This is a genomic window from Nocardia nepalensis, from assembly GCF_048910785.1.
Classification (GTDB): Bacteria; Actinomycetota; Actinomycetes; order Mycobacteriales; family Mycobacteriaceae; genus Nocardia; species Nocardia nepalensis.
The window spans coordinates 1-18693 of the sequence record NZ_JBKBET010000038.1; the positions used below are offsets into that span (position 1 = coordinate 1).

At 64.8% G+C, this 18693-nt stretch carries 16 protein-coding genes; 1 reads left to right on the top strand and 15 read right to left on the bottom strand.

Annotation, left to right across the window (positions count from 1 at the left end; all coding sequences use genetic code 11):
* The 14 genes from rpoB to rplJ all read right to left on the bottom strand — a co-directional run.
* Positions 1-2747, bottom strand: a 2747-nt coding sequence (rpoB, locus tag ACHQ4I_RS34410) for a DNA-directed RNA polymerase subunit beta (RefSeq protein ID WP_420776084.1), incomplete at its 3' end; no start/stop codon positions are given.
* A gap of 423 nt (positions 2748-3170) precedes the next feature.
* Complete coding sequence (locus tag ACHQ4I_RS34415; protein WP_420776085.1) at positions 3171-3878, bottom strand: hypothetical protein; 708 nt, start codon at positions 3876-3878, stop codon at positions 3171-3173.
* A 13-nt stretch (positions 3879-3891) separates the two neighbouring features.
* Positions 3892-4602, bottom strand: a complete 711-nt coding sequence (locus ACHQ4I_RS34420) for a hypothetical protein (protein ID WP_420776086.1) — start codon at positions 4600-4602, stop codon at positions 3892-3894.
* Positions 4603-4656: 54 nt separating this feature from the next.
* Positions 4657-5898, bottom strand: coding sequence for an MCE family protein (locus tag ACHQ4I_RS34425; protein WP_420776087.1), 1242 nt, complete (start codon positions 5896-5898; stop codon positions 4657-4659).
* Positions 5895-7082 (bottom strand): MCE family protein, encoded by a 1188-nt coding sequence (locus tag ACHQ4I_RS34430; RefSeq protein ID WP_420776601.1) that lies wholly within the window; start codon positions 7080-7082, stop codon positions 5895-5897. The genes ACHQ4I_RS34425 and ACHQ4I_RS34430 overlap by 4 nt, the downstream gene beginning before the upstream one ends.
* A 53-nt stretch (positions 7083-7135) precedes the next feature.
* Positions 7136-8410, bottom strand: coding sequence for an MCE family protein (locus ACHQ4I_RS34435; RefSeq protein WP_420776088.1), 1275 nt, complete (start codon positions 8408-8410; stop codon positions 7136-7138).
* A 1-nt stretch (position 8411) separates the two neighbouring features.
* Positions 8412-9422, bottom strand: a complete 1011-nt coding sequence (locus ACHQ4I_RS34440) for an MCE family protein (protein ID WP_420776089.1) — start codon at positions 9420-9422, stop codon at positions 8412-8414.
* The gene (locus ACHQ4I_RS34445) at positions 9422-10489 is read right to left on the bottom strand and encodes an MCE family protein (protein WP_420776602.1); all 1068 of its coding nucleotides are present in this window, start codon (positions 10487-10489) and stop codon (positions 9422-9424) included. The genes ACHQ4I_RS34440 and ACHQ4I_RS34445 overlap by 1 nt, the downstream gene beginning before the upstream one ends.
* A gap of 8 nt (positions 10490-10497) precedes the next feature.
* Entirely contained in the window at positions 10498-11850 is a 1353-nt protein-coding gene (locus ACHQ4I_RS34450; RefSeq protein WP_420776090.1) for an MCE family protein, read from the bottom strand.
* A 43-nt stretch (positions 11851-11893) separates the two neighbouring features.
* A complete protein-coding gene (locus ACHQ4I_RS34455) occupies positions 11894-12694 on the bottom strand; it encodes an MlaE family ABC transporter permease (RefSeq protein WP_420776603.1) in 801 nt (266 codons plus the stop codon).
* Positions 12695-12763: 69 nt separating this feature from the next.
* Positions 12764-13558, bottom strand: a complete 795-nt coding sequence (locus ACHQ4I_RS34460; RefSeq protein WP_420776091.1) for an MlaE family ABC transporter permease — start codon at positions 13556-13558, stop codon at positions 12764-12766.
* 11 nt (positions 13559-13569) lie between these two features.
* On the bottom strand, positions 13570-14646 hold the full coding sequence (locus ACHQ4I_RS34465; RefSeq protein WP_420776092.1) for an ABC transporter ATP-binding protein: 1077 nt from the start codon (positions 14644-14646) through the stop codon (positions 13570-13572).
* Between the two features lie 236 nt (positions 14647-14882).
* Positions 14883-15263: a 50S ribosomal protein L7/L12 gene (rplL, locus tag ACHQ4I_RS34470; RefSeq protein ID WP_420776093.1), complete on the bottom strand. Its 381-nt coding sequence runs from the start codon at positions 15261-15263 to the stop codon at positions 14883-14885.
* Between the two features lie 67 nt (positions 15264-15330).
* Entirely contained in the window at positions 15331-15867 is a 537-nt protein-coding gene (rplJ, locus tag ACHQ4I_RS34475) for a 50S ribosomal protein L10 (RefSeq protein ID WP_420776094.1), read from the bottom strand.
* A gap of 428 nt (positions 15868-16295) precedes the next feature.
* Here rplJ and ACHQ4I_RS34480 point away from each other — a divergent pair, with 428 nt between their 5' ends.
* On the top strand, positions 16296-17909 hold the full coding sequence (locus ACHQ4I_RS34480) for an MFS transporter (protein ID WP_420776095.1): 1614 nt from the start codon (positions 16296-16298) through the stop codon (positions 17907-17909).
* A 136-nt stretch (positions 17910-18045) separates the two neighbouring features.
* Here the strand turns inward: ACHQ4I_RS34480 and ACHQ4I_RS34485 are convergent, their stop codons facing one another.
* Complete coding sequence (locus ACHQ4I_RS34485) at positions 18046-18585, bottom strand: NADPH-dependent FMN reductase (protein ID WP_420776096.1); 540 nt, start codon at positions 18583-18585, stop codon at positions 18046-18048.
* Positions 18586-18693: the final 108 nt, after the last annotated feature.

Sequence of the window (18693 nt, forward strand, 5' to 3'; positions counted from 1 at the left end):
CCGATGTTCATACGACGCGGCACACCGTGGGTGTTCAGGATGATGTCCACCGGGGTGCCGTCGGGCATGAACGGCATGTCCTCGGTCGGGAGGATCTTGCCGATAACACCCTTGTTGCCGTGGCGACCGGCGAGCTTGTCGCCGTCCTGGATCTTGCGCTTCTGCGCCACGTACACCCGGACCAGCTCGTTGACGCCCGGAGGCAGATCGTCGTCGTCCTCGCGCGAGAACACGCGGATACCGATGACCTTGCCGGACTCACCGTGCGGCACCTTCAGCGAGGTGTCACGGACCTCGCGCGCCTTCTCACCGAAGATCGCGCGCAGCAGCCGCTCCTCCGGGGTCAGCTCGGTCTCACCCTTCGGGGTGACCTTGCCGACCAGGATGTCGCCGTCGCGGACCTCGGCGCCGATGCGCACGATGCCGCGCTCGTCCAGGTCCGCCAGGACCTCATCGGAGACGTTCGGGATGTCCCGGGTGATCTCCTCGGCGCCGAGCTTGGTGTCGCGGGCGTCGATCTCGTGCTCTTCGATGTGGATCGAGGTGAGCACATCCTCTTCCACGAGGCGCTGCGACAGGATGATCGCGTCCTCGTAGTTGTGGCCTTCCCACGGCATGATCGCCACGAGCAGGTTCTTGCCGAGAGCCATCTCACCGTTCTCGGTGCACGGACCGTCGGCCAGCACCTGACCGGTCTCGACCCGCTGACCCTCGTCCACGATCGGCCGCTGGTTGGCGCAAGTGCCCTGGTTCGAGCGTGCGAACTTGCGCATCCGGTAGCTCTTGCGGGTGCCGTCGTCGGCCATCACGGTGACGTAATCGGCCGAAACCTCTTCCACCACGCCGGACTTCTCGTTCACCACGACGTCACCGGCGTCGACCGCGGCGCGCAGCTCCATACCGGTGCCCACGATCGGAGCCTCGGAACGGATCAGCGGCACGGCCTGGCGCTGCATGTTCGCACCCATGAGGGCACGGTTGGCGTCGTCGTGCTCGAGGAACGGGATCATCGCGGTCGCGACCGAAACCATCTGGCGCGGCGAGACGTCCATGTAGTCGACCTCGGAGGCGGGGACGAGTTCGTTCTCGTCATTGCCCCGGCGGCAGAGCACGCGCTCCTCGAGGAAGCGGCCATCGGCGTCGACCGGCGAGTTGGCCTGCGCACGTACGTGGCGGTCCTCCTCGTCGGCGGTGAGGTACTTGACCTCATCGGTGACCACGCCGTCGACCACCTTGCGGTACGGCGTCTCGATGAAGCCGAACGGGTTGACCCGCGCGTACACCGACAGCGAACCGATCAGGCCGATGTTCGGGCCTTCCGGGGTCTCGATCGGGCACATGCGGCCGTAGTGCGAGGTATGCACGTCGCGGACTTCCAGACCGGCACGCTCACGGGACAGACCACCCGGGCCCAGCGCCGAGAGACGACGCTTGTGGGTCAGACCCGAGAGCGGGTTGTTCTGGTCCATGAACTGCGACAGCTGGGAGGTTCCGAAGAACTCCTTGATCGCGGCCACGACGGGACGGATGTTGATCAGGGTCTGCGGCGTGATCGCCTCGACGTCCTGGGTGGTCATCCGCTCGCGGACCACGCGCTCCATGCGGGAGAGGCCGACCCGGATCTGGTTCTGGATCAGCTCGCCGACGGTGCGCAGGCGACGGTTACCGAAGTGGTCGATGTCGTCGACCTCGACCGGCACCTCTTCGCCGCCGGGCGCGGTCATCGCACGATCACCGGCGTGCAGACGCACCAGGTACTCGATCGTGGCGACGATGTCTTCCTTGGTGAGCACCGACGCGGTGATCGGCTCGCCGAGGTGGATGCCCAGCTTCTTGTTGATCTTGTAGCGACCGACGCGCGCCAAGTCGTAACGCTTCTCCTTGAAGAACAAGTTCTCCAGCAGAGTCTGCGCGGACTCCTTGGTCGGCGGCTCGCCCGGACGCAGCTTGCGGTAGATATCCAACAGCGCCTCATCCTGACCGGCGGTGTTGTCCTTCTCCAGCGTCGACATCATGATCTCGGAGAAGCCGAAACGCTCGACGATCTCCTCGGTCGTCCAACCCAACGCCTTCAACAACACCGTGACCGGCTGACGACGCTTACGGTCGATACGCACACCCACGGTGTCGCGCTTGTCGACATCGAACTCCAGCCACGCACCACGCGACGGAATCACCCGCACACTGTGCAGATCCTTCTCGGTGCCCTTGTCGACGGTGTGATCGAAGTACACACCCGGCGAACGCACCAGCTGCGAAACCACGACGCGCTCGGTGCCGTTGATGATGAACGTGCCCTTATCGGTCATCATCGGGAAATCACCCATGAAGACCGTCTGACTCTTGATCTCACCGGTGTTGTTGTTGATGAACTCAGCGGTCACGAACAACGGCGCCGCGTAGGTCATGTCCTTGTCTTTGCACTCGTCGATGGAGGCCTTGACCTCCTCGAAACGAGGATCCGAGAAAGACAGGGACATGGAGCCGGAGAAGTCCTCGATCGGCGAGAGCTCCTCGAGCACCTCCTCCAGACCGCCCGTTAGTCCGCCGTCGCCGCGAGCCGCGGCTTTTTCACGCCATGAAGGCGAGCCGATCAACCATGCAAATGAGTCGGTCTGTAGATCGAGAAGTCCGGGCACCTCCAAGGGTTCACGGATCTTCGCGAAAGACACCCGCAACGGGGCTCCGGGGATTCCGGCAACTGCCTTGGTCTGGGTGGAGACTGCCAAGATGCGTCCTTCCAGCACCTCACGCGCGTCGCGTGGTGGTCCGCGACCGTCGCTTGTCTGCTACGAATTCCGCTGGTTACAACCCGAACGAAACCCGAACAGGCAACAACAGAAGTAACACCGGAAGGGTGGAACTTACGTGTGCAAATCAAGGTATGGACAGGAGGCAGCCAGCGCAACGTCCAACCGTACACCCATACGCAAGGTGGTGTCAAAGTACCACCCGAACCAGCCGCCGCGTGGCGGCGCGCCGTGACCGTTATGCCCCGTGTGCCGTGTCCGAATCGCTGGCTGCGTCGGGGTAGCCACGGGGCGCTTGGAGCCACTGTGACAGCTGCCGCTGTTGTGAATAGCGTGACGTGTCCGGCGAAACTCGTCAAGTGGCGGGGCGACCCGGTGATCGCCCAGATACCCTGCCCCGCTGGGCTTATCCGGCCGATTTCACTGGTCGACGATGGCCGAAGCCAGCCACTTACCGTCGACTTTCTGCATTTTCAGCACGATCGGGCCGGACGCGCTCTGCTGGGCGACGCCGTTCTTGTTCGCGCTGACCACGAAGTTCACCAGCAGCTCGGCCCGATCCTCGGTGAGCAAGGTCACCCCGATCGGATCGGCGAGCGCATCGGCGCTGGTCTGTGCCTGTTTCAGGGCGGCGAGATTGGTATCGGCGTACTTGTCGAAGTCGGCCAGCATCTGGCCGGTGATGACCGCATGCACGGCGTCTTTGTAGCCCTCGAGCTTGTTCACGTCGTAGGCGTAGATGGTCTTCAGCGCATGCGAGGCGGCCGCGGTCACCTCTTCGGTGGCCTTGCTGTCGACGTAGGCCTCGTTCGAATCGTCGATACCCGGACGGAAGGCCGCGACCGTGGCGAACGCGCCGAGCAGCACGGTGGCGACGAGCAGGGCGGCGACCATGGCCCAACCCCGCCCCGGGCGCAGCCGCTGCGACCAAGGCCGCGACGGTGCGGTCTGCGGGGCGGGCCGCGCGGTCTCGGTCGTGCCCGCCACCTTGGTCCTGCGCTTCGCGGTCGACTCGTCGGTCGCGCGGGTGGTGCGCCGCGTGGCGGCGGAGCCGGTGCTGGCCGTACGGCCGACGGTGGGACGGTTACGGGGAGTGACCCGATTGACCGGACGACGAGATGATGTCATGAGGCGGGTTCTCCTACGATCCGGGCTTGGGCGGCGTGGCGCCCGCGGACGGCGTCGCACCGGGCTGCCCGGCAGTCGGCTGGTTCACGGGGATGGGCTGACTCAGCGGACTCGCCTTCTCGGCCTTCCACACCTCACCCTGCTTGACCAGGTCCAGGGCCCAGGTCTGGCGGTAGGCGTACGGCGCGACATCCGGGGCGGTCCTGGTCGTCTGCAGCACGATGAGCGCGGAGGCGTGGTCCCGCTCGGAGTTCAGCGCGGTCAGCGAGGAGCCGATGACCTTGGATTCCAGCCTGGTCTTGGCCTCCTTGGCCTGCGTGCGGAATTGCTCCTGGGTCTTGGTGGCGTCGTCGAGCAGCGATCCGGTCATCGACGACTGGATCAGCTTGATCGAACCGTCGACGTCATTGGGATCCAGCGACATCAGGTTGATCGCGGCCTGCCTGGCATCGGCGAGCGCGGTATCGCGTGACTCGGCGCGCGGACCGTCGGTGAAGAACGCGGCGCGTACCCAGCCGGTGCCGAACCAGGCCGCGGCGATCAGCGCGACGACCAGCGCGGCGGTCGCGGCCATGGTGACCGCGAGCCGGCCGGCGGGAGCGTCGGCGGACGCGACCGTCGGGCGTGCGGATGCCGATGCCGTCGCGTCATGCGATGCGGCATCAGCTTCCGTGGAATCGGTGCCGGTCTCATTCGGCGTTTCCTTGGATATGTCGATGCTCACAGCGAGACACCCTAACTAACGTCGGTTACTGCGGCGTAGCCGCATAGGTCCTGTTCACCGCTTGGGCGTGACCCCCAGCAGGGTGGCCATCTGCACGGCGATCGGGTTCAGGTTCAGCTTCTCCGGATCGGTTTTCGGGGTCGAATCCCAGGGCTGGGTGATGGTCGGATCGGCCAGATCGGCCCGCATTCCGCCGCGCACCGCGGTCGGATTACCGAACGGCACAGTGCATTTCGCGTCCTTGTTGAACGGGAATTCGTCACGGGTGTCGTCGAAGTCCGGATTCTCGCGCTTCATCTGCTCGAGGATGCGCTGGGTGCCCTCGTAGCCCTGGGTGCAGGCGGGCGGGTTGTTCACCTCGAGCACCAGGCCGAAGTGGCTGGTGCCGTCACCGGGTGCCGTGGAGGAGGCGCCGATGGACAGCTGTGGCAGCATCTGCAGCAGCGGACGCAGCGCGTAGAACTTCGGCGAGATGGACAGCAGCAGCTGACGCAGATTGGTCAGATCCTCGGTGAGGGCGCCGCCGCTCTCGTTCAGCAGTGCGGTGATCTGCTCGCCCGCGTCGGTACCGGTGCCGATCAGCCGCCGGATATCCGGATCGCTGGAGCGCAGCTGTGCGGCGAGTTCGTCGAGCCCCTGGCTGAACCGGCGGATGTAGCCCGACTGATCGGCCTGGGTGCCCAATGCGATGCGGCCGTCGCGGATCAGCTGAATGGTCTGCGGCAGCGTGTCATTGAACGTCGCGGTGAATTTGTTCAGCGAATCGACGAAGACCTTCAGGTCGTCGCCCTTGCCGTCGAACGCCTTGCCGAGTTCGGTGACGGTGGTGTTCAGCGCGGTGAGATCGACCGAGCGGGTGAAGGTGTCCACGCTCTGCACCAACTGCTCCACCGAGACCGGTGTCGTCGCCGACGAGATCACCGAACCGTCGCGCAGATACGGGCCGTGGTCGGCATCGGGCTGCAGGTCGACGTACTGCTCACCGATGGCCGAACGGTTGGCGATCACGGCCCGGGCCGATTGCGGGACCTTCGGCGCGCTCGAATCGAGCACGAGATCGATCGCCACGCCGGTGTCGGTGAGTTCGAGAGCGCCGACCCGGCCGACCGGGACGCCGCGGTAGGTCACCTCGGCGCCCTTGTAGATGCCGGCGGTCTGCTTGGCGTCGACCTTCACCTTGTACTCGCCTACGCCGAGCATGTGGTCGAGCCGAACGTACTTGGCGCCGACGAAGACCACGCCGACCACCGCGATCACGGCGAACGCGATCAGCTGATAGCGCACCAGGCGGGTCATCGGTGACCACCTCCGATCTGGTCGAGAATCGCCCCGAGCGGATTGGTCGGCAGCTGCGGCAGGTCAGTCGGGAAGCGAGGAATATTGGGCGGCAGCGGAAGCAGCGAAACCGTTGGCCAACCCGGGCGCGGGCCATTGCCGCCGTAGTACGGGTTGGTCGGATTCACCGGCACCTCCGGGCCGTAGGGCGGCGGGATGTACACCGGATCGCCCTTGCCGACACCGAGATTGCTCAGCGTGACACCGATCTGCTGATCCACCGATAGCCAGGTGTTCACCTGACCGCCGAAGGTCCCCTCCAGTGTGGAGTCCGGGAACGGATAGGTCGGCACCAGCGGCAGCGCGGTGACCAGATCCGGCGCGGCCTTGCCGAGTTCCTGCAGTGTCGGACGCAGCGAGGTCAGATCCTTGATCAGATCGTCCTTCGAGTGGTTCAACACGTCGAAACCGGCCTGACCGACCCGATCCAGCTGCTGGAGCAGCGAAATCAGTTGCGGCCGTTGCTCGTTCAGGATCTTTATGCCCCGCGGCAGCTCATCGATGATCTTACTGATCTGATCGGTCTGGGTGCTCACCCGATTGCTCAGGGTGGCGAGTCCGTCGATGGCCCTGGTGATGTCGTCGACCTGGTCGTTCAGCCCGGCGATCAGCGTATTGGCCTGATCCAGCAGCGAGCGCACCCGCTGCTCACGGCCGCCGAGAGTCTTGTTCAGCTCGGTGACAATGGGCTGCAGCTGCGCGACGCCACCACCGTTGAGCAGCAACGACAGCGCACCGAGCACCTGCTCGATCTCGGTCGCGTGCCGGGTGTACTTGGCCGGGATGACCGAACCGCTGCTCAGCTTCTTGGTCTCGGGTTGCTCGGTGGGCTTGGACAGCTCGATGAACTTCTCGCCGAGCAGATTCGATTGCCGCACCTCGGCCCGCGCATTGGCGGGCAGGTCGACCGAGGAGTTGACCAGGGTGCGCACGCTCGCGGTCCAGCCGTCCGATGCGAGCGTGATGTCCTCGACCCGGCCGACGGCCACACCCTCGACCTTGACCGCGGACTGCGGCACCAGATCGAGCACATCGTCGAACTGGATATCGATGGTCATCGGATGGTCACCGACATCGGCGCCGCCGGGCAGCGGCACCGCGTAGATGCCCTCGGAGGCACACGAGGTCACCAGGACCGCGCTCATGCCGACCACCAGCGCGGCGCCGAAAGTGCGTGCCGCGGAACGGATTCGCTTGTTCATCGCTGGCCGCCTCCCTGTGAGGGCGGAAGTTGATCGGACGGGGTGCCCGGAACGGTGCCGGGCACCGGGGCGCGCTGTTCGTTCTCATTGCTGAGGATGCCGAACGGCAGGATCAGCGTCGGCGTCTTCACGCCCGCGGTGATCTGATCGGTGATCTCCTTGCAGTGCTCCAGGATCGGGCGCATCTGCTTGCCCAATGCCTCGAACTTCGGATCGCCCGGCATCAGCTTGCTCAGGTCGAGCATCTTGCACACCACGCCGAACGGATCCTGCAGATCGGTGAAGTTGGCGCGCATATCGAGGGTGCCGGACTCCGCATTATGGATATTGATCAGGTTGCTCAGTGCCAGCGGCAGCACCGGCAGTGCCGCCGCCAGATCGTCGCGCTGCTTGGCCAGCGTCGCGGTGAGCGTGGTCAGGCCCTGGGCGTTCTGCTGGACCAGATCCCGATTGTCATCGATGAACCGGGCGACATCACCGAGTGCCACCGACAGCAGGTTCAGCGCCGCGCCGAGATCCTGACGTTCCCCGGCGAGGAACGTCGACAGATCCGCGAGCTGGGCATTGAATTGCCGCACCTGCTGGTCGTTCTGGGCCAGCATGGTGATGAAGGTCTGCAAATTCTTGACCGTGTCGAAGATATCGCCGCGGGCATCACTCAGATACCGCGCGGCGTGCGAGAGCTGAGTGAGGCTGTTGGCCAGCGCTTCTCCGTTGCCCCCCAGATTCGCCGCCGAGGTGCGCACCAACTGGTTGACCGCACCCTCGGCATTGGCGCCGTTGGGGCCCAACGCATCCGAGAGTTCGGTAATGCTCTTGTACAGCTGGTCGACCTCGACCGGGGTCATCGTGTGGTCGCGCGGAATGGTCGCGGTGCGCGCCATCTTCGGGCCGCCGGTGTAGACCGGCGTCAGCTGGATGTAGCGATCGGAGACGATCGATGGCGTGATCTGCGCGGCCCTGGCGTCGGCGGGGACGTCGAAGCCGCGATCGACGCTCATCACGACCTCGACCCGATCACCTTGCGGCTTGACGGAATCCACATGTCCCACCGGCACGCCGAGGATGCGCACATCCGAACCCTCGTAGATGCCGACGGACCGGTCGAAGTATGCGGTGATCTTGGTCGTGGTCATCCGGTCGAAGAGCCACCACAGCGCACCGGCCAGGACCAGCGCCGCGATCACGCCGATCGCGATGCCCGCCTTGGTGCCGCGACGCGAGGTCCGCAGCGCGGTGAGCGGCTCCTTACGAGGCCAGTTCACCCCCATGTCAGTTACCTCCCATGGTGCGCACCGGCGGCCGGTTGCCCGGAATCTCCGGCAGACCCGGCGGGACCAGGTTCACGATCACCGCGTCGAACCAGCGGCCGGTGCCGAGCACATTGGCGTACAGGCCGTAGAACGGCGCCGCGAGTTCCAGGGTCTTGGAAATGTTCTGCTGGTTGTCGTTCAGCAGGTCGATGGATGCCTTGAGGTTGGTCAGTGCCGTCCCCATCTGCGCCTGGTTATCGGCGACCAGCGCGCTCAGCTCGGCGGATACCGTCTTGGCGCCGGTGAGCAACTGCGCGATCGACTGCTGACGAACGTTCAACTCGGCCAGCAGCTGTCCACCGTTGGCGAGCAGGCGTTCGAACTGCTGATTGCGGTCCGCGAGCACACCGGTGGTCTGCCTGGTCGCCGCGAACAACCTCTTGAGCTCTTCATCGCGCTTGCCAAGGGTTTCCGAGAGCCGAGCCACACCGTCGATGGAGTTGCGGATCTCCGGCGGCGTCGTCGCGAACGCATCCGAGAGCACCCGCATGCTGTCGGCCAGCTGGGCGGTGTTGATCTTGTCGATATTCTTGGCCGCATCGCTGAATGCGTCCACCACGTCGTACGGAGATACCGTGCGCGACAGCGGAATCACCTTGCTCGGATTCGCCGGCTCGGAACCCTTCGGATCCAGCGCCAGGTACTTCTGCCCGAGCAGGGTCTTGATCTGGATGGATGCGGTGGTCTCGTTGCCGATCCAGGCGTCCTGGGTGCGGAAGTCGACGAGCACCTTGCTGCCGTCGAGCCGAACATCCGATACCGAACCGACCTTCACGCCCGCGATGCGGACCTCATTGCCCTTCTTCAGGCCCGCGGCCTCGGAGAACTCCGCGGTGTACCTGGTGCCGGCGCCGATGATCGGCAACCGGTCCAGGAAGAACGCGGACAGCGTCACCAGCAGCACCATGGCCAGACCGAGCACACCCATGAACGCGGGGCTGCGCTTGCCGAGCAGGATCCGGTCGTCCATCAGTGACCACCCTTCCCCTGGCAGCGCGGTGCGGCATTGGTGTACAGCGGCTGGTTGACCGTCGGCAGCCCGGCCGGGAGGTTGAGCTGCGGCGCGTCCACCGCGCCGGGCCCGACCACGATGTCGATACCGCACAGGTAGAACTGGAACCACGAGCCGTAACTGCCGGCGCGGCCGAGTTTCTCCATCTTGATCGGCAGGTTGGTCAGCGCCGTATTCACATCGTCCTTGCGCTCGTCGAGGGTGCCGGTCAGCTGGCTGAGTCCGGCGATCGAACCCTGCAGCGTCGGCCGGGTCGGCACGAGCAGATCCGCGGTGGCCGAGGCCAGATTGCCCAGCGAGGTGACCGAACTGCCGATGGTGTCGCGTTCGGCGGCCAGCCCGCTGACCAGTGCCTCGGTATTGACGATCAGCTGATCGAACTGACCCTCGTGCTCGTTGACCGCATTGAGCACTGCCGTCAGGTTCCGCACCAGATCACCGATGACGGCGTCCTTGTCGGCGATCTTGTTGGTCAGATTCCCGGTGGTCGCGACCAGATCGTGGATGGTGCCCTGCTCGCCCTGGAAGACCTGGATGATCTCGTAGGACAGCTTGTTCACGTCCTCGGCGGTAAGCGTCTGGAACAGCGGCCGGAAGCCGTTGAACAGCGTGGTCAGGTTCAGCGCGGGCTTGGTGTGCTCGAGCCCGATGGTCGCGCCCTTGTTGAGCTTGCGGCCCTGCTCCCCCGCGCCCTGCTCGAGCGCCAGATAGCGCTGGCCGACCAGGTTTCGGTAGCGGATGGTCGCCGTCGTGGAGGCGGGCAGCCAATCGCGGTCGGTCAGTTCGAAACCGACCTCGGCCTGGCGCTTGTCCACGATCGAGACGCTGGTGACCTTGCCGACCCGCACACCGGCGATGCGCACCTCGTCACCGGGATTGAGCGAGGTGACATCGCTGAAGCGCGCCTTGAACGCGGTGCCGCCGCCGGTGTAGTTCGCGATCGAGAGCCCGAGGATCGCGGTCGCGAAAAGCGTGACGATGACGAAGATGATCAGCTTGGTCAGCGGCGATCCGAGGCCGCGCATCTTTTCCTTCATCGCACGCTCACCTCGCTGCCACGGAACGCCGGTGCACCGATCTTGGTGACCCAGCCGGGCACCTGGTCGGGCGAAACATTGTTCGCCGCACCGTAGATCGCGCCGAGGGTCTGCTGTTCGGTTGCCGAACCGACCGTGGTCGGCACATTGGCGGCCGGGTACACACCGAACTGCGGCACCGGCAGCTTGCCGCTGTCCTGGTCACCCGGATTGCGGCTGGGCACCGCGTAGGAACCGTCGTTATTCGGTCCGCCGGTGTACTGGCCCGGATCGGTGAACACCGGATACTCCGGCAGGCACCAAGGTCCTCGGGTGTCCAGCCAGCGCGGCTCGTCCTGGTTGGGCAGGTACTTGCCGCGGGTGTTGGTCAGCTCCACCGACACTCGCGAGCCGGGCCGCGAGGTGCCCATGCCCATGAGCTGGTCGATGCGCGGCTTCATCTTGGCGAAGTTGGCCAGTGCGCAGGTGTAGCTGGGCGAGTAGGTCGCCAGCTGTTCCAGCGCGGGCCGGGAGTCGGCGGCCACATCGATGATGTTGTCGCGGTTGGCGATCAGGAAGTCCGCGGTGGTGGCCGCGGTCGGGTTCAGCGTGGCCAGCAGGGTATCGATCTGCGGGCGGCGCTGCACGATGGTCGCGTTGGTGGTGCGCAGATTGTCGAATGCGTCGACCAGCTGCGGCAATGCGTCGGAGTAGGTGGCGGCCACATCGGCGAAGCTCACCAGATCCTGCTTGATATCGGGCATGACACCGTTGAGTCCGCGGAGGATGTTGTCCAGCTTGTCCACCGATTCACCGAGGGTGATCCCCTGACCCGACAGTGCCTGCGACAGCGCACCGAGGGTGGAGGCGAGGTCCTGCGGCGGAATCGCCTGCAGCAGCGGCATCACATCGTCGAGCAGCTTGCTGATCTCGATGGCGTTGCCGCTGGTGTCCTGGTGCAGGGTGACGCCCGCGGTCAGGTGCTGATCGCTGTGCTTGTCCGGGATGACCAGATCCACATACCGCTCGCCGAAGAGCGTCTTCGGCAGCAGTCGGGCCGTGGCGTCGACCGGAATCTGGTTGGCCTTGGCCGGATCGATCGCGAGGTCGAGGGTCACTTGGCCCCCCTCGGATCGACTGGACCTGACCTCTCCGACGGTGACGCCGCGAACCTTGACATCGGCATTGCGGGTCAACGCATTTCCCACGCTGTCGGTAATCAAATGGACCTTGACGGTGTCGACGAACGCCTTGTTGTAGATCGCGATCGTCGTCACCAGGAATAGTGCGCAGACCACGAAGAACGCGATACCGAGCAGTCGGACGCGCAATTTCTCCGTGGCGCGCCACATCTGCACACCGTTACTCATGACGGCACCTCACTGCAGCTTGCCGTTTCGATGACCAGTGCCCTCATCCCGCGACCCGCACTGTGGTGGTCGTGCCCCAGATGGCGAGACTGAGGAAGAAGTCCAGCACATTCACGAGCACGATCGCCGCACGCACCGCGCGACCCACCGCGACGCCGACACCGGCCGGTCCGCCGGTGGCGTTGAAGCCGTAATAGCAATGCACCATGATGATCACGAAGGCGAAGACCAGCACTTTGACGAATGAATACAACACGTCTTCGGGTGGCAGGAACAGACTGAAATAGTGGTCATAGGAGCCACTGGATTGTCCGTTGAACCAGATGCTGATCATCCGCGATGCCAGGAACGTGCCGAGCAGGCCGACGATGTAGAGCGGGATGACCGCGAGGAAGCCCGCGATCACCCGGGTGGTGACCAGGAACGGCACACCCGGCACCGCCATCACCTCGAGCGCGTCGATCTCCTCGGAGATCCGCATCGCGCCGAGCTGGGCGGTGAAACCACAACCGACCGTTGCCGATAGCGCGAGCGCGGCGACCAGCGGCGCGATTTCGCGGGTATTGATATAGGCGGTGAGGAAGCCGGTCAGCACCGAACTGCCGAGCGAATCCAAAGCCTTGAAGCCCTGCAGGCCGACGACGACGCCGACCGAACCGGACATGAACACGATGACGCCGATGGTGCCGCCGATGACGGCCAGCGCGCCACTGCCGAAGGTCACCTCGGCGAGCAGCCGCATGACCTCCTTGCGGTAGTGCACGGCGGTACGCGGAATCCAGGCGATGGCCTTGGAGTAGAACGACATCTGATCGCCCGCGCGATCGATGACGTTCACCGGCATGCGCGCGACCTCACGGACCCGGCGGGCGCTTTTGGCCAGGGCCGGGGGACGGTACGAGGTGGCCACGGGTCAGGCGCCCTTGGCGGGGACGACCTGCAAATACACCAGGGTCAGGATCAAGTTCACGAAGAACAGGACCATGAAGGTGATAACCACGGATTGGTTCACCGCGTCTCCGACTCCTTTCGGGCCCCCTTTGGGATGCAACCCCTTGTATGCGGCGATCACGCCAGCGAGCAGACCGAATATAAGGGCCTTGATTTCGCCGATCCACAGGTCCGGCAGCTGGGCCAGTGCGGAGAACGAAGCGAGATAGGCGCCGGGCGTGCCGCCCTGCAGCCCGACATTGAAGAAATAGCCGCCGGCGATGCCGACGACCGACACCAGACCGTTGAGCAGCAGCGCGACCAGCATCATGCCGAGTACGCGCGGCACAACGAGCTTCTGCACCGGATCGACGCCGAGTACCTCGAGTGCGTCGATCTCCTCACGGATGGTGCGCGAGCCGAGGTCGGCGGCGACCGCCGATCCGGCCGCGCCCGCGATGATCAACGCGGTGACAACGGGGGCGGCCTGCTGGACGGTAGCCAGGACGCTGGTTGCGCCGGTAAAGGACTCGGCGCCGAGCTGTTTGATCAAGGAGCCGGTCTGCAGCGCGACAACCGCACCGAACGGGATGGCAACCAGTGCGCTTGGCAAGATCGAGACACTCGCGATGAACCACGACTGTTCGATGAATTCGCGCAACTGGAAAGGCCGTTTGAACGTCTTGCGCAGCACGTCGATGAGCAGCGCAAAGATGTTGCCGGCCTGGCCAAACCCCGACTCCACAGGAGTCCGCAATCGCGCCAGGGTGGAATTCACGATCGCAGATGTTACCCGTTAGTTGTGTTGTGGCGCACGGTAGTGTCGAACGACCCGCCCTGGTATCCACCCAGGTCCCCGTTCTGGTACGCCATCACCTGCGTGTCGTCGCTCTGATCAAGTGACTCACGGATAGCCACCTGGGCCGCGTGCGGCAGGGTGTGCATGATCTCGCGGACGCGCGCCTTGCGGCGCAGCACCGCCTGACGCACCGGCATGCCCGGCTGCGCCCGCATCTGCGGGATGATGCCCTCGACCTCTTCGGCGCCACCGTGGTGGTGGCCGGCGTCGACCATGGCCTGCTCGCGGGCCATCTGCGCCTCGTCCTTCTCCTCGGACATGCCGATCGGACCGATCATGCGGCCGTTGAGGAACTGCTTGACCACCGGCTCGTCGGAGGTGAGCAGCACCTCGCGCGGACCGAACATGACCAGCGAGCGGCGGAACAGCATGCCGATGTTGTCGGGCACGGTGCGCGCCAGGTTGATGTTGTGGGTGACGATCAGGATCGTCGCGTCGATCTGGGCGTTGATATCGATCAGCAACTGCGACAGATACGAGGTACGCACCGGGTCCAGACCGGAGTCCGGCTCGTCGACGAGAATGATCTGCGGGTCGAGCACCAGAGCGCGGGCCAGGCCGGCGCGCTTGCGCATACCACCGGAGATCTCACCGGGCAGCTTGCCCTCGGCGCCGAGCAGACCGGTCAGCTCGAGCTTCTCCATAACGATCTTCTTGATTTCGGACTCGGACTTCTTCGTGTGCTCGCGCAACGGGAAGGCCACGTTGTCGAAGAGGTTCATCGAGCCGAACAGCGCGCCGTCCTGGAACAGCACACCGAAGAGCTTGCGGATTTCGTAGAGCTCCTTATTAGAGCAGGTGGTGATATCGGTGCCGTCGATATAGATCGAGCCGCGCTCCGGGCGCAGCAGACCGATCAGCGACTTCAGAAAGACGGACTTACCGGTACCCGAGGGGCCGAGCAGCGCGCTGACCTCACCCGAGGGCAGCGTCAGTGAGACATCCTGCCAAATACGCTGTGAACCGAAGGACTTGGTAACACCCTCGGTCCTGACCTCGACGCCCACGCCAACCTCCACAATTTCTCAGCGAGCAGCCCACCGGCGAACCGCGCTAGGTATCACGGTGTGTCGCATCACAGTGGGTGCGGTCACTGTATCCCATGAGCATGACGGCGCACACCCTAACCTGACCGAAGAGTAACCCCCAATCACCCCTAATATTCGCATTACCGCCGCCCGCGCCGAGAAAAGCAAACGGGCGGCCCCCAATGGGGACCGCCCGTTCGGCGATTAAACGTGAATTACTTCACGGAGACCTTGGCGCCGGCCTCTTCCAGCTTCGCCTTGGCAGCCTCGGCGGCGTCCTTGGCGACCTTCTCCAGGATCGGCTTCGGGGCACCCTCGACCAGGTCCTTGGCTTCCTTCAGGCCCAGGCCGGAGACGATCTCGCGGACCACCTTGATGACCTGGATCTTCTTCTCGCCCGCACCCTCGAGGATGACGTCGAACTCGTCCTGCTCCTCGGCGGCCTCGGCCGGAGCGGCGGCACCGCCGACAGCGGCGACGGCGACCGGAGCAGCCGCGGTGACCTCGAACTTCTCCTCGAACTTCTTGACGAAGTCCGACAGCTCGAGCAGGGTCATGTTGCCGAAGGTCTCGAGCAGTTCGTCAACGTTGGCCATTGTTGTTTCCTTTCGGTAGTTGGTTGTCTATGAGGGCGAGCCGCACGCGAGTCACCCGCATGGGGTGTTACTCGGCGGCCGCGCCGCCTTCGGCCTGCTTCTTCTCCTGCAGGGCGGCGGCCAGGCGGGCCACCTGCGAAGCGGGAGCGTTGAACAGACCGGCAGCCTTCGCCAGGTTGCCCTTCATGGCGCCTGCCAGCTTGGCCAGCAGCACCTCGCGGGACTCCAGGTCGGCGATCTTCTCGACCTCGGCAACGGACAGCGCAGCGCCGTCCATGTACCCGCCCTTGATGATGAGCGCCTTGTTGTCCTTGGCGAAGGTCTTGATGGCCTTCGCCGCGTCGACCGGCTCGCCCTTGATGAAGGCGATGGCGGTCGGTCCGACGAACAAGTCGTCCAGGCCAACGACGCCCGCTTCCGCGGCCGCACGCTTGACCAGGGTGTTCTTGGCGACGGAGTAGGTAGCGCCTTCGCCGAGCGCGCGACGCAGATCGGTGAGCTTACCGACCGACAGACCACGGTATTCCGTGATGACGGTGGCCGACGAACTCTTGAACTGCTCAGCGATCTCTTCGACCGCGGTGACCTTCTCGGGTTTTGCCATACTTCGCCTCCTCTCTGGATGTCGGTTCGTATTCGAACTGCCGAGTACCAGGGGCCAGCGATAAAGCAAACGCCCCGAACGCAGAGCGTTCCGGGGCGTGATAGGTGATCGACCCGGCATGCACCGGATCAATTCCCAGCCTCGGTCCTCCCTGCGTGGGCCGCCGGCTTGATGCCGGACCTTCGACCACGTCCTGACGGACGCAGCGACCAACGGTCTTCGGTAGAACGGATTGGGTAGTCATCGAACTCGTCGATTACTTCCGTCCACAGTAGCCGAACCCGTCCTCATCTGCCAAAACGGATGCGAAAGGGATGCTTTCGCGGCCGAATTGTTGTGACACGACTCACAATTCACGCTTGAATGTGGCGGACGTCGCCACAAAAAGGTGTTACCAAGAGTGACATCTACTGCTTGACTACCGAACTATGGCAACCTCCATAGTCGATCCACCGGTGCTGCTGGAACGACGCACCACCCGCTTCATCGCCCTGGCCGTCATCTGCCTCGCGGAGCTGCTGGTCGTCCTCGACAACACCATCGTGAACGTGGCCCTCCCCTCCATCGGGGTGGAATTGGCCACCGGCGTCAGCGGCCTGCAATGGGTCGTCGACGCGTACACCCTGACCTTCGCCGGACTATTGCTCGCCTTCGGCAATCTCGGCGACCGCTACGGACGCCGCCGCGTCATGATGATCGGCCTGGTCGGTGTTGCCGTCATGTCGATCGGCGGCGCGCTCTCGGATTCCATGGGCAGCGTCATCGCCGCCCGCGCCGCGATGGGAATCTTCGCCGCGGCCGTCTTCCCCGCGACGCTGGCGCTGATCATCAATATCTTCACCGATAAGCGCGAGCGCGCACTGGCCATCGCCGCCTGGACGGCGATGGCCGGATTCGCCATTGCGATCGGCCCGATCTCGGGCGGCTGGCTGCTGGAACACTTTTCGTGGCATTCGGTCTTCTGGATCAATGTGCCGGTGGCGCTGGTCGCCATGGCGGCAACCCTCATCTGGGTGCCCGAATCGCGGTCCTCCCAGGTCGGACGGCTCGACCTGCCGGGAATCGCGCTCTCGATCGCGGGCATCACGCTGCTGGTATGGGCCATCATCGAGGCCCCGCGCTATGGCTGGCTGTCGACAACCACCCTGGGCGTTGCCGCGCTCGGCATCGTGCTGCTCGCCGCCTTCATCACCTGGGAATTGCGCACCATCGCACCGATTCTCGATATGCGGCTGTTCCGGAATCGCCGATTCTCCATGCCCGCCTTATCGATCGCGGTCGGCTACTTCTCGATGTTCGGGTTCCTGTTCCTTATTACTCAGTACTTCCAGGGTGTCCGCGAGTACACACCGCTCGAATTCGGCATCGCCTCACTGCCGTTCGCATTCTCGGTGGCGATCGGCGCACCGATCGCGACGCTGTTGGCCACCCGGGTCGGGACCACGCCGGTGATCGTCTTCGGGCTGTTGCTCACCGGTTTGGGGCTGTATCTGGGCGGTCAGGTGACCGTGGACAGCAGTTACGTCACGGATGTGCTGCCGTCAATGGTGTCGATGGCACTCGGCTTGGCCATCGTGCAGGGACCGGCCACCGAATCCATTATGTCGTCGCTGCCGCTCGATGAGGCGGGCGCGGGGTCGGCGGTCAACGACACCACGCGAGAGATCGGCGGCACGCTCGGCGTCGCGGTCCTCGGCTCGATCGTGGCCTCCTACTACACAACTCGCGTCTCGCCGCTGATCGACCGGGTGCCCGCCGGGATGATGAATGCGCACGAGCGCGGTCTGGTGAAGGCCAGTCCGCTCAGCGTGTTGGAGATCCGCAAGCGCGAGCTCGCACCGTTCTTCGACACCCAGCGCGAAAACCTCATCACCGCAATGAAGACGGCGGCCTTGCAGGGCTCGCACGCCGCATCCCTGGTAGCCGCGAGCGCGGTGGTGGTGTGCGCCGCTATCGTGGCCATCTTCCTGCCCTGGGGTGTACAGGAGGGCGAGTCGGTGCTCCTCGGCTGGCGCAAATCCACAGAGCCCCAGGAGAACTGATCATCGAGGCGAGTCGAGTGGTGGCTCGGACTCGATCCGGAAGCCACCACTCGACTCGCCTCAGCAGTGGTCAGACGTTCGAATAGTGGCGCCCATTCGCGCCGAAGGCGACCCTTCGACTCGGCTCGGCAGCAGGTCAGGCCGAGGCGGGCGCCGCCTGGCCGACCAGGCGGCGCAGTGCTTGTAGTGCGCCGGTACGGAATTCGGGGGTGGTGACCAGGCCGGTCGCGTCGACGGCGTCGCGGGCCACCGGGAGGCGGGCGCAGGTGTCCGGGTCGACGCGGGCTCCCACGTAACCCAGCACTGTGGTCAGGGTGGCGGCAGCGCCTTCCCCGCGGCCCTGAGCGGCGACATTGAGGAAGGCCGTCGGCTTTTCGTAGAGGTCGGCGGTACCGACGGTCCAATCGAGCAGGTTCTTGAAGCTGCCGGGAAGGGTGCCCGCGTATTCGGGGGTGCAGAGCAGGACCGCGTCGGCGCGGGAAAGGTGTTCGCGCAATGCGAGAACCGAGGGGTGGGCCGTACCGTCATCGTCCGGACTGAAGGCGGGGAGTTCGGAAAGCCCTTCGTACCAGAAGGTTTCGATACCCTCCGGCGCGATCGCCGCCACGGTGCGCAATGCGGCGGTATTGGTCGAAGCACTGCGAGTGCTTCCGGAGATGAGCAGAACAGCGGTCACCTGAGGGGCAACGTCCGCGACAAGTCGATTAGTCCGGCGCGACCGCACGGAATCGACGTCAGTGCGCATGATCCGGGTCCGAAAAGCACAAAGGGCGGGAACGCGATT